At 55.7% G+C, this 12136-nt stretch carries 11 protein-coding genes; 8 read left to right on the top strand and 3 right to left on the bottom strand.

The annotated features are described in order from the left end of the window. From VGE80_RS18380 to VGE80_RS18355, 6 genes are all read left to right on the top strand, one after another. The coding region (locus VGE80_RS18380; protein WP_440593675.1) for an Hpt domain-containing protein at positions 1-508 on the top strand (508 nt) is incomplete at its 5' end. Between the two features lie 403 nt (positions 509-911). Continuing rightward, complete coding sequence (locus tag VGE80_RS18375; RefSeq protein ID WP_440593674.1) at positions 912-1955, top strand: FHA domain-containing protein; 1044 nt, start codon at positions 912-914, stop codon at positions 1953-1955. Positions 1956-2234: 279 nt separating this feature from the next. Continuing rightward, positions 2235-4226 (top strand): alpha/beta hydrolase family protein, encoded by a 1992-nt coding sequence (locus VGE80_RS18370; protein WP_440593673.1) that lies wholly within the window; start codon positions 2235-2237, stop codon positions 4224-4226. A 377-nt stretch (positions 4227-4603) separates the two neighbouring features. Further along, entirely contained in the window at positions 4604-5716 is a 1113-nt protein-coding gene (gene dnaN / locus VGE80_RS18365) for a DNA polymerase III subunit beta (protein ID WP_375314938.1), read from the top strand. Positions 5717-5816: 100 nt separating this feature from the next. Beyond that, positions 5817-6122, top strand: coding sequence for a DUF721 domain-containing protein (locus VGE80_RS18360; RefSeq protein WP_373649242.1), 306 nt, complete (start codon positions 5817-5819; stop codon positions 6120-6122). Between the two features lie 93 nt (positions 6123-6215). Then, the gene (locus tag VGE80_RS18355; RefSeq protein WP_373649241.1) at positions 6216-8732 is read left to right on the top strand and encodes a DNA gyrase subunit B; all 2517 of its coding nucleotides are present in this window, start codon (positions 6216-6218) and stop codon (positions 8730-8732) included. Positions 8733-8918: 186 nt separating this feature from the next. On the opposite strand, the gene VGE80_RS18350 is transcribed toward VGE80_RS18355, so the two are convergent. Continuing rightward, on the bottom strand, positions 8919-9386 hold the full coding sequence (locus tag VGE80_RS18350) for a thiol-disulfide oxidoreductase DCC family protein (RefSeq protein WP_373649240.1): 468 nt from the start codon (positions 9384-9386) through the stop codon (positions 8919-8921). Between the two features lie 222 nt (positions 9387-9608). Beyond that, a complete protein-coding gene (locus VGE80_RS18345; protein ID WP_373649239.1) occupies positions 9609-9980 on the bottom strand; it encodes a hypothetical protein in 372 nt (123 codons plus the stop codon). Positions 9981-10184: 204 nt separating this feature from the next. Here VGE80_RS18345 and VGE80_RS18340 point away from each other — a divergent pair, with 204 nt between their 5' ends. Beyond that, complete coding sequence (locus VGE80_RS18340; protein WP_440593672.1) at positions 10185-10520, top strand: hypothetical protein; 336 nt, start codon at positions 10185-10187, stop codon at positions 10518-10520. Positions 10521-10607: 87 nt separating this feature from the next. Further along, a complete protein-coding gene (locus VGE80_RS18335) occupies positions 10608-10853 on the top strand; it encodes a hypothetical protein (RefSeq protein WP_440593671.1) in 246 nt (81 codons plus the stop codon). Positions 10854-10910: 57 nt separating this feature from the next. On the opposite strand, the gene VGE80_RS18330 is transcribed toward VGE80_RS18335, so the two are convergent. After that, positions 10911-12136 (bottom strand): VWA domain-containing protein (locus VGE80_RS18330; RefSeq protein ID WP_440593670.1); only part of this gene is annotated, 1226 nt, incomplete at its 5' end.

Here is a 12136-nt window from a genome sequence, read left to right as displayed (position 1 = left end):
GATGAAGGGGGATCGTGAACGCTGTCTCGAGAGCGGCATGGACGATTACCTTTCCAAGCCGATTCGGACCCACGAACTCGACGAGATTCTCTCCAGGAATTTTTCGGATGACGATGAGGCGAAAACCGATGCGAACATCACAACCCTCATCGACTGGTCCGAAGCGCTTTCCGCTGTTGATGGGGATTGCGAGCTGCTGAAGGTCGTAGCCGGTGCTCTTCTGGAAGAGGTCGATTCGCTGAAACTGCGACTGGCCGCTGCGCTGGCCTCCGGTGATGCAACCTCTGTACAGCAATTGGGACATACACTGAAGGGGGCTGTGGGGGCAATTGGTGCGCAGGGCTGTCGCTGTCTGGCAGAACGGCTGGAATCTCTGGGTAAGCAGGGCGAGATTGAAATGGCGCACATCTGCTTTGTCGAGTTTGAGCGAGAGCTTGGCAGAGTGTGTGAACTTTTGCAGGGGTTTGTTCAAGGAGACTTTCAACCGGAAAGTGCCATCGGAAAGTGAACGTATGGTGATTGTTCTGTATGAAAGTTCCGGTTTTTGGTCGATGGAACAGGTTTGCCGGTTGAATTAGACGGGGAAATTCACTGATCTGTCGTAAATGTTCTTGTAACCCCACTGAACATGCGGTGTAAACTGGCTAAACATGGGAGAGTCGGTTGATAGAACTGTTCGGGCAGGACACAATCGCGAAAGGGTGCTGGCTTTGATTGCGAATGTCTTGTTTGCCACCGGCCAGCATCAAAGCAGGAACGCCGTGCATCGGGTGAGCGCATTCCATCCTGGATGACATGACGCGTGAGGGAAGTATCTCATGCGAATAAGGCGGCAATCGCGGGCACTGGCAGATGTGCGCCGCTCAGTCCAAACTCCTGTGCTTGGACAACGGATGGAGGAGATCTGAAGAGTGCTGGGGAAACTGTTGCCAAGTGACGGCGGAGCGTCGATTCCGTTGCTGAAGCCAAGCCTGCTGCTGGGGCGTAAGTCGGATTGCGATATTCCGATTGCCTGTTCCTCGGTATCCGGCCATCACTGTCGGTTGGAATTTAAGGACGGTTCCTGGTGGGTGCTGGATCTGGACAGCCGGAATGGTACATCCATCAATGGTCGTCGCATCACGGAACAGCGAATTTCTCCTCGAGATGTCCTGACCCTCGGCCGTCAAAAACTGGTCGTTGACTATCAGGCTGCGAAGCATTCCAGGACGAATCCATCTGCCAAGTCATCAGAAAAAAAGTCGACTCGGAGAAAGCTCTCAAAAACCCGGGCTTCAAGTCTAAGCGCCGATGATGAAATCGCGCTGGCATTCCTCAATCTATCGCGTCCGGAAGACCAGCAAGATACGAACCTGCCATCAGAGAATGTTGTTTCTTCAGAACCCGTCTCGAATGTTTCGCCTTCGCCCGTAATGCCTGATGCCGAAGTTGTGACCGCCGCTCCTGCGCCGGTTCCTGCTCACATAGCGGAGCCCGGCCCGCGTCCACTTCCTCCGGTCGAACTGGGGAGGCTCATTCCGGAAGAGGGAGGTGACCCCATCGTGCTCACTTCACCGGAGATGACGATTGGACGGGGGCGAGGTTGTGATATCCCGATTCGGCTTCCCTCGATCTCTTCACGTCACTGCAAGCTGATCTTGAAAGACGGGTATTGGCATGTCGAGGACCTGAACAGCACAAACGGCACTTCGGTCGACGGCGAACGCTGTCTTTTTGACGTCTTGATGCCGGGAAGCACACTGACGCTCCATAAACATCACTACAAGGTTGAGTACGTCCCTGCCAGCGATGCGCCCCCTCCCATTGTTCGACAGCTTTTCTCGCAGAGTCTGCTGGAAAAAGCTGGCTTTGGCATGGATCTGACAGATGGTCGCCTTGGAGGAGTGGAGCTCGAGGATGACGATTCCGATCGTCCGAAACGCTATAACCTGCTGGACTCAGATGACTCATCGTAGAGCGGTCTGACCATCGCTCCCCCGGCACTGGCCCGAAAAGGTTTCTCTTCGTGGGGGGCCCTCGCGCAATAGAGGCTGCCCACGTGGTTCTACCACGTCGCGTGATTGTTCTCTGGCGGAGACCCTCGCTTGTCGAGGGAATGCCTGTGATCATGGCCGGCCATGAATTGAGTGACAGTGGAACTTGGGGGCGAGGGTCGGTAGAACGGACGTCGCGGCCCTTGAGCAGATGGGTGGGACGCAAGTCGTAGTGAACTACTGACGAAAGGGCGATGCCGTATGTCTCGGAATTTGAGTGTCGTTTGCATCGTGGCGCTGTCATCAATAGGGTTATGGGCGCAGGAGACGCCCTCTGCCAAGCCCGGTGATGCGATGATGGAAAGTCACCTGATCCTTGAGACGGCCCGGCTGAGCAGCCGCGTCCTGGAAGGAGCCCAGTCCCGGGAAGAATGGGAAGCTCAACGCGACGAATTGAAACGTCGGTATCTCGATATGCTTGGGTTGTGGCCGCTTCCCGAGCGAACCCCGCTCAATGCCACGGTGACGGGGACCTTGGAGCTGGATGATGTCCATGTTGAGAAGCTTCATTTTCAGAGCAGTCCCGGCCTGTACGTAACGGGGAATCTGTATCGACCCGCCAAGGTCGAGGGGAAGCTTCCTGCTGTCCTGTACGTCTGCGGGCACGCCAATCGGGGTCGCGATGGCAACAAGACCGGCTACCAGCACCATGGGCGGTGGTTCGCCTCACATGGCTACATCTGTCTGATGATCGACACGCTGCAGTTGGGCGAGATCGCTGGGCTTCACCATGGAACGTACCGTGAGCAACGTTGGTGGTGGCATTCTGCTGGGTATACTCCCGCAGGAGTGGAGTGCTGGAACGGCATTCGAGCACTGGACTACCTCACTTCGCGAGCGGATGTCGACGCCGATAAGCTGGCCGTCACCGGACGCAGCGGTGGGGGGGCTGCTACGCTATGGATTACCGCAGCAGACGACCGGGTGAAAGTCTGCGTGCCGGTCAGCGGGTTGAGCGATCTGCAAACCTATGTCAGCGAAAAGGTCTGCGACGGTCACTGCGACTGCATGTTCATGTACAACACTTACAGATGGGAATGGACGACCCTGGCGGCCTTGATTGCGCCGCGTCCCATGTTGTTTGAGAACTCGGGGTATGACCCGATTTTCCCGATGCCCGGTAATGAGCGAATTCGTGAACGCCTCGCTCAGATCTATGGGTGGTATGAAAAGTCCAAGGGGGAACTGTTTGATGTGGGCGTCACGCCAGGAGGACATCTGGACAATCAGGAACTGAGGCTGATGGCCTATCGCTGGATCAATCGACATTTGAAGAATGACAATGCCGATGTTGACGAGCCGAAGCTGGCTGCAATCGAGGGGAAACTTCTGCGAGTCTTCCCTGAGGACAGTGATTTGCCTTCTGATCGCCTTAATGCGGTGATCGATGAAACCTTCGTTCCCCGGGCAAACCCCGTCCCTCCGACCAGCAGGGACGAGTTCCTGGCGTGGTCCAGCAATTTGCGAGACGGCCTGCAGGAGCGTGTCTTTCGTGAGTGGCCCGAGCAAGTTCCTGCTGCCGTCGTGAGGGAAACGAGACCTGATGGTCAAATGATTCTGGGGACTGAAGACGACATACTGGTGATTGCTGCCCGGCACGAAGCGAAACAATCGCGACCCCGATCGCCGGAACATCGGGAACGAATCTGGCTTGTGGTACTGGATACGGAGGATCTCGAAGGAACGCTTCCGGCCTGGGTTGCAGCGACGGACCTGGCAAATCAGTCCGTTGTTGTTATCAGTCCCAGAGGTGCAGGGCAATCGCTGGCATGGACACGAAAAAATCCCCCCAGCTATGTTGAGCGAGCCCACGCTCTGGTTGGTCGCACGGTCGACGCAGGTCGCGTCTATGACGTTCAGTCTGTCGCTCGCTGGTTGCACGAGGCTGACGGTAATGAATTGACGATTGGTGTTGCAGGACGCGGTGCGGCCGGGGTGTTGGGTGTGTATGCCGCACTACTCGAGTCCTGTATCAGCGAAGTCCTGGTCGTGGACCCTCCTGCATCGCACCGTCAGGGGCCAGCACTGCTTAATGTGCTGCGGGTGCTTGATGTGCCGGACGCCATTGGATTGCTCGCTCCCCGCCACGCCACTTTGATCGATGCGGAGTCGGAAGCATTTGGTCGCACGGAACAGGCCTATCGTGCAGCCGGTTACGGTGACCGGTTGTCGCGCACTGTGCGGGCAGATTGAGTCGCTGCGGTCGGTCGTGTTGAAATCACTCCAGACGGATGTGTTCCCGTAATTCGGCGCGGCGGCGGAGGTGAGAGAGTACGTTCGCGCTGGTCGCCCGGAAAAAAGGAAGTCACGGTTCGGCGACCCAGGGTGGGGAGCGCCGGTTTAAGTCGTCGAGGCATTTTCATCGGCGCTGGCGGCCGGTTTTTGTCACTTCCGCACAGGTGGAAATCTGGGCGGGAAAGAGGGGCCAGAACGGTTAATTCGCGTGCGGATAATCCGTGTTTCTGTTATACTTTACAGCCCGGCGAATGTCGGCGTTTTGTAAACAGAAATCGAGTCAGGCGGCCTTCGTTTCCGACTCGTCAATCGTCCTTTTAAAATATGTGTCCACTATGCATCTGACGTGCCAGCGAAACTCCTTAACAGCCGCATTTCAAACGGTTTCTGGCGTGGTTCCGTCTCGCACCACCAAAGATATCCTTAAGAACGTCAAGATTCAGGTGGGTGGCGGCAAAGCCGTGCTGATCGGAAGTGACAGTGAAATCGGAATTCGCTGCGAGGTTCCTGATGTCGAGTCAGACTCGCGTGGAGAGGCGCTGCTGCCGACGTCGCGGGTGCTGTCAGTGCTGCGCGAGCTGAGTGACGATGTTGTTAAACTCGAAGTCACTGGCGATGCGACGTGGATTCGGTGCGGTTACAGCGAGTTTAGGCTTTCTGCGGAAGATCCTGCTGATTTCCCTCCTGTCGCTGCGTTTGAAGAATCAGACTACTTTGTCGTGCCAGCAATGGCTCTTCGCATGATGATTCGTCGAACGATCTTCGCGACGGACAGTGAGAGCACTCGCTATGCACTGGGCGGGATCCAGACGGAACTGGGAGCTGAGCAACTGACCCTGGCCGCCACTGACAGTCGGCGGCTGGCGGTTGTGAGCGCGGCATCCAGTATGGTGGGACGTCCAGAGCTTCCGGCCACTCCCCCCGTTGTCCCGTCCAAGGCCATGGGATTGATAGAGAAAAGTCTCGGCGATGGATCGGGAGAAGTTCACATCGCCTTGCACCAGAACGACATCGTGGTTCGATGTGGCGGGACCACCATTACCAGTCAGTTGGTTCAGGGGCGGTTCCCCGATTACCGCAAAGTGGTACCAGATACTTACAACTCGACGATTGACCTGGTCGTGGCACCGTTCTACTCGGCAGTGCGACAGGCGATGATCGTAACGAGCGAGGAAAGTCGCGGTGTCGACTTCGAGTTCGGAGCGGGTACGTTGCGGTTGAACAGTCAGGCTGCGGACATTGGGCAGTCGAAAATTGAAATGCCGATCGCTTATGACGGGCCAGAACTGACGATCACATTCGACCCTCGTTACGTGGCCGATTTCCTGAAAGTTCTCGATTCCAGTTCGCAGTTTCATTTGAAACTGATCAGTCATGACGACCGGGCCGCGCTGGTGACCGACGATAACTACACCTACGTTGTGATGCCGCTGGCACGGGATCGCTAAACCAGCCTGAGGTGTCTCAGCAGGGACGCAGCACCTGACGGTAGTTCGAATTGTTCGAGCTGTACAATTAAAAGTTCACCTGAAACGCAAGATCGCACGCATGGCCGCTCGTGATCCACTTCCTTTATCCATCGCCCTCAGCGAACTCATTGCCCTTCGTGGTTTTGCGAGAGTTCGCAGCGAAAACGAGCTTGAGGCCGCATGGAAGCAGGTGGCTGGGCCCGATCTGGCTGCTCAAACTCGCCCGGCGAAGTTGAGTCGGGGGACGTTGACGGTCGCGGTCGACAACGCGCCACTGCTGAGTGAGCTTGCCTCGTTTCAGGGGCCTGAACTGCTGCAACTCATCAGGCAGCGCTACCCGCATTTGAACATTCGAACATTGAAATTCAAGCTGAGCGGAACCTGATTTGAACCGAATTGCTTTTCGCACGAATCAATCCTGCATCAGCATTCAATTTTGAGATGGAGAACTGTTTTGTCTGACCCGAATAATCCACCGATGAATGAGTCCTCCGACGTTTCGCAATCCGCGGCAACCGGGTCTGTTTCAGCCAGCAGTGAATACGGTCCTGAACATCTTCAGGCGCTGAAGGGGCTTGAGGGGATTCGGCACCGTCCTGCGATGTACATCGGTGACACGACAACGCTGGGTTTGCATCATCTCGTCTATGAACTGGTAGATAACTGCATTGATGAATGTGCGAACGGACATGCGACTCACCTCTCCGTGGTGATTCATGCAGACGGAAGCGTTTCAGTTTCTGACGACGGCCGCGGGATTCCTGTCGGTCCGATGCCGGAAGAAGACAATAAATCGGCCCTCGAGGTCGTGCTGACCAACATTCACGCTGGTGGAAAGTTCAACCGCGACGGTGGTTACAAGGTCGGTACCGGGGGGCTTCACGGAGTCGGTATCAAGGCGGTGAATGCGCTTGCCGAATGGCTTGAAGCGGAAGTTCGCCGCGAGGGTCATGTCTGGACGATGGATTTTGCTCGAGGTAAGCCGACAACTGAGCTCAAGAAGCTGGGCAAGAGTGATACGACGGGGACCAAGATCACCTTTAAGGCCGATCCCGACATCTTTCCGGACACTCGGTACAACTTTGAGCCCCTCGCCAAGCGATTGCAGGAATTGGCGTTTTTGAATGCCGGGGTCCGCATTCGAATTCTGGATGAACGATCGGGGGAGCAGGATGAATTCTGTTACCCCGATGGAATTGTGGAATTTGTTCGCTGGCTGAATCGGACAGAAACGCCCCTGTACGATCCGATTATCCGTATCAATGGACTGCAGGACGGCATTGAAGTCGCTGTCACAATCCAGCACAACGATGGCTTCAATGAGAACGTCCGGACGTTCGGAAACTGCGTCAATAACTTCCTCGGGGGGACGCACCTCAGTGGTTTCCGGGCCGCAGTGACGCGCGCAATCAACAACTACGGAAAACGCGAAAAGCTGTTTGAAGAAATCGTTCCTTCAGGTGACGACTTCCGTGAAGGTCTTGTGGCGGTTGTGGCTGTTCGCGTTCCTGATCCCCAGTTTCAGGGGCAGACCAAGGAAAAGCTGGTCAACGCCTCCGTCGAAGGGATTGTCAACTCGATCGTCTTCGAGCAATTGACCAAGTTCATGGAAGAGAACCCGAACATCGCCAAACGCATCGCGCAGAAAGGGCTGATGGCTGCGGAAGCGCGCGAAGCGGCTCGCAAGTCTCGCGAAATGGTGCGGCGGAAAGGGGCTCTCACCTCGGGTGGACTACCCGAAAAACTGCGTGACTGTCGCAGTCGCGAGCTCGATATCACCGAGCTGTACCTCGTGGAAGGGGACTCGGCCGGTGGTTCGGCCGATACCGGACGTGATTCGAACGTCCAGGCGATCCTTCCGCTACGAGGAAAGATCCTGAACGTTGAGAAAGCTCAACTGATCAAGATCCTGGATAACGCGGAAATCTCGAATCTGTTTAAGGCGATCGGTATTCCACCGATGGCAGAGTTTGAGGATGTGACCAAGCGGCGCTACGGCAAAATCATTCTCATGACCGATGCCGATATCGACGGAAGCCATATTCGCACTCTGTTGCTGACGTTCATGTTCCGCCACATGAAGCCCCTTGTGGAGAATGGGTGTATCTACATCGCCCAGCCCCCACTCTACAAAGTCACTCAGCGGAACAAGAGCCGCTACGTGCAAACGCACGAAAAGATGGTGTCTGAGCTGATGGAGTTGGGGCTGAATGGAAGTCGGGTTGTCTTCTCTGACGGAGTCGAAATCGAAGGAGATCATCTCCGGCGAATCGTCACCCTGCTCGGCCGGATCGAAGAGCCAATCGAGCTTCTGGAACGTCGCGGACTCACTCTGAAATATCTACACCAGCAATCGCCTGACCCTGAAAAGCCATTGCCGCAGTATCGAGTCTTTCTGGGTAAGCGAGAACAGTGGTTCCATACGCGGGATGAGGTCGAACAATTCGTCCAGGAGGAAGAGAAGAAGCGGGGGCAGGAGCTGGAGATTGCCGGTGAAGCCAACGGTACGCCTGCTCCGAGCAAAAACGTGGCACCCGCCACACCGGGAGCTGCGAAAGATGGTTTGCTTCAGATTGTCGATCTGCACGAGATGCGAACGATCAACGATGCGCTGCGTGAGCTGAAAGGTTATGGAATTCGTCTACCCGATCTTTATCCCCCTGGGGCCAAAGACGGTGAAACCTTCTATCCGTTCCGAATCCAGCAGGAAGACCATACCGTACGCCTGACCAGCCTCCGGGAATTGCTGCGTGAGCTTCGGGATCTGGGCGAGCGAGGAATGAAGGTCACCCGCTTTAAGGGACTGGGTGAAATGGACGCTGAAGAGTTGTGGGATACCACGATGGACCCCGCCGCAAGAACGCTGTTAAAGGTCACGATGGTTGACGCTGCCGCTGCGGACGAGATGTTTCGGGTATTAATGGGCGATGCCGTTGAGCCGCGCCGCGAATTCATCGAAAAGCATGCACTCGACGTGAAAGACCTGGACGTCTGAACGAAGTTGTTGACGGTCTCGAAGTCCCAGGGCGCCCGACAGTGCAGCGGCGTCCCGGGACTCGTGCATTCTGGAATCTTCCGTCAAAAGCTTTGCGGGCAAATCCTTGCGGCCGTTGTCGAAATCACACGCATTCAGCCGCTCGAGCTGCTGCGTCAGATGAGCACTCTTCCTTTTCTCTGGGGACTAAGGAAGAAAGCGAGTTCGTTCTTCGGGGGTTGGCAGGCGACACGACTCTTTCTTACCAAACACGCGATATCGATTCTTTGCGACGATCGTGTATCCAAGATTCCGCAGAGGAAGCGGAATGAGCCACAGCAGTACCCCCAGAACGCGCCAACCGGGCCCCAGTTGCCAGAGTATTCTGATCACCGCCGCCGATTTCCTGTAGGTACGCCCTGCGACCCACAGCACCATGGTGTCGAGGTTGTTGACATCTGCTGGGGATAACAGTGACTTCGCGGTATCACCTTGCAGCGGGGCAAACTGGAACTGCTTCCGATAATCACGTTTCATGACGAAGTCGATGGACCAGTTGCACAGGCCACACACGCCGTCAAAAAACAAGATTCGTCGCGCACCTTCGGTCTCACGGACGTCCACGGGGATCGGAATTTCGCCTGTCCCGCTGAGTGCGACTGGTACACTGCTCATGACGCCCTCCGCTCTAGGATTGGTTGACTGAAACCCCGGAGACATCGTACAGGAACGGCGTCAGTGACAGCAAATCCCTCTCTGTCGCCGTTGGCATCGACTCGAAGAAATGAGTAGTCGCCATCGGCGAAAAGTTTCTGGCACGCGACATCGCATCCTTCAAGCGTTACGACTCTCGGACAATCTTGGATCGAACTGTCGAAACCCCGCTGTGCGCAGGCGTCAGGCCTTCTTCTTGACCGGGCGACCTCGCTTCTTGGGTGTAGCATCCGTGGCTGAAGTCGTTGCTGCCATCCGAGCCTTCCGTGCAGCGACATCGCGTTTGGAACGCTTCTGCATAATTTCATACTGAGAAGGTCGACCTTGATTCTTTGCAACAATCTGGGCCGGCAGGACGGCGACACACTGATTGGCCATGGTAATGATGACATCCAGGCAATCCCATTGTCGCTGCGTCCAGGGAAAGAGAGCATGGGTCAGCTTGTGCTGCTGCATTTCCATCGCAACCTGGGTCAGTTGTTCCGTCGCCTTCTTCAGTGACTCTGCCGTGCTGGCCACCATTTCTGCGCTTTTGGATTCGTATTTCAATGGCACGCAAATCTCTCCTGAAAAATGAAATGAAAACCTAACGCTTGACGCGTCATTACCTTTTGTCATCGGTAAAGCAAAAACGTAAGTCCGTCAAAAGAAAATCACAACTGCATTCTTGACGTCATAAATCTTTGTCGGTATTTTGTCGTGAAGTTGTGTTGCTGTGGCTGCGACGCAATATGATTCGGTTAATCTGCAGGGTGCACTATGTCGGCTCTCGATTCCAGCGAAAGAGACCTCCATTTCCAGACGACCGGCGAAATGGAGCATCGTTGTCAGCAGCTCGAACGTCAGGTGGCAAAACAGCGAGCTGACTGGGAGTTGGGAGCTCGGGAATGGAAACGGCTGCAACGGTACCAGCAGGAACTGGCCGATTGGCTGGTGGACAATGCGGCGAATGATGACGGACGGTTGATAAAGTCGCAGATCAACGCCGCGCTGGGGGGAGAAGATTTCATCCCCTGTTCGTTTACTTTTTCCGCCAAGGGAAGGAAGTACCACATGGAGCTGGTCTCAACAGTCTATGAGATTCAGGAAATGTAACCGGGTTTCTGAATTTTCATCTCAGTCGAACTCGCCGTGTCTCTCGATCATCCCTTTCAATCCCTCACACAAGAAAGATCGCCATTTATGCCGGAACGAACCGTTAAAGGAGCGGCATTTACCATTATTGTTGACGATAAGCAAATTCGTGTCGAGCACGTTTTTGGAAAGGGAAAGCGATGCCGTGTTTACGCTCCACCCGGAGTTCTCATCGAGCCCGTATCGCACGGACAGAATCTTCCCGCATGCCGGAACGAGTCGCCCATTCTTGATGGGCTACGACAGTCGCTCGGGGACGGTGAGATTCCGGATTCTTCCCTATCCGATCTTTGAGCGGCGGAAGACGGCCAATCTCCGGCCTCTGAATGGGGGACGTGGAAACGGCCTGCTTCAGCGAAATCGGCCCCGCCAGGGCCACCAGAGACTGAAGTCGATCCTTCTCAATGCGACATCCAGCAAGAACAGAAGAGAGGCGATTGTCACCAGTGGCGGCCAAAGCGGAGTGGTTCTCTGGACCGTTCGCGGGCGCACTACTGGCTGGCCTTCACTCTGTCGGTCTCCCGTGTCTGTGGGAAAGATCTCGTCAGGGGCGGGCGAAAATCGGCCGCCTGATGTACTGGCAAGGGTCTTTAACAGGTCTTCATTCGTGGGGTGGAGCCTGAGTTCGTCGGGATAGCCCACAATCAGGCCCCGTGTCTGCTGATGCAGCAGTGTTCCTCCCGATGTCTTCTGGGTCATATTCAGATGATACGCCCCGGACAACGGGGTATCGAACTCGGCAACGTAGCGACCGGGGCTGGTTTGTTTCATTTCGAGCTTGTGCTGGCCCAACTGAGGGTCGATCACCGTGACTTCCGTTTCCGCTCGATTCAAGAATCGGCCGGAAGGGTCAATCGCGTCGAGGCTGACCGTGGCCCGACGACGTTCCTGCTTCACGTCGACGACGACCCCTTTCACGTCATTTTTACGCATCGACTGGCGAACTACTTGAGCCCAGAATTTGCTGAAACCTGGCCATGTGAGCCATTCTGCTCCCCAGCGACTTTTCGCATCAGAAGTAAACGCGACAGTGGTTCCCAGTCCGTATCGCCACCATGCCAGCAGCGGGTCTCCCGATTCTGTCGCCAGGATAAATTCGCAGGTGGCCTTAGGTCTGGTGACAACGTACCCAAGCAGAAACGGGGCTGTTTCAAAGTCGATGTCGGCGAGGACAGGCGTCGGTCGAAGCAGTTGCGGAACGAACGGCTGTTCATTGATCGCCGATTTGCTGGCGGTCATGGTTTCTTTAGCAAAAATCTGGGGAAGTGTGCTGGCCTCCATGGCCTCAAAGTAACGTCCCTGGCCGATCCTCGCGATCTCTTCCAGCAGCTTCGAATCACACCCTTCACCCACGGCGACCGTCGAACATGTGATACGGGAAGAAGCCATACTCTGGGCAATCCCTTCGAAGTCCCCAGGAGAAGAGATTCCGTCTGTCAGCACGATGACGTGCTTGAGCTTTGCGGTGGCCGCTTGGAGAGAGTTGTAGGCTTCTTCCATGGCGGGATACATCGTGGTTCCGCCACCCGCTTCGATGCGGCTGATGTCATCAATGATGCGGCCTTTGGTACCTGCGG

Origin of the sequence: Schlesneria sp., assembly GCF_036405755.1 — a bacterium.
GTDB lineage: Bacteria > Planctomycetota > Planctomycetia > Planctomycetales > Planctomycetaceae > Schlesneria > Schlesneria sphaerica.
The sequence above is the reverse complement of the archived record's forward strand: the minus strand, read 5'-3'. Positions and strand labels throughout refer to the sequence as shown.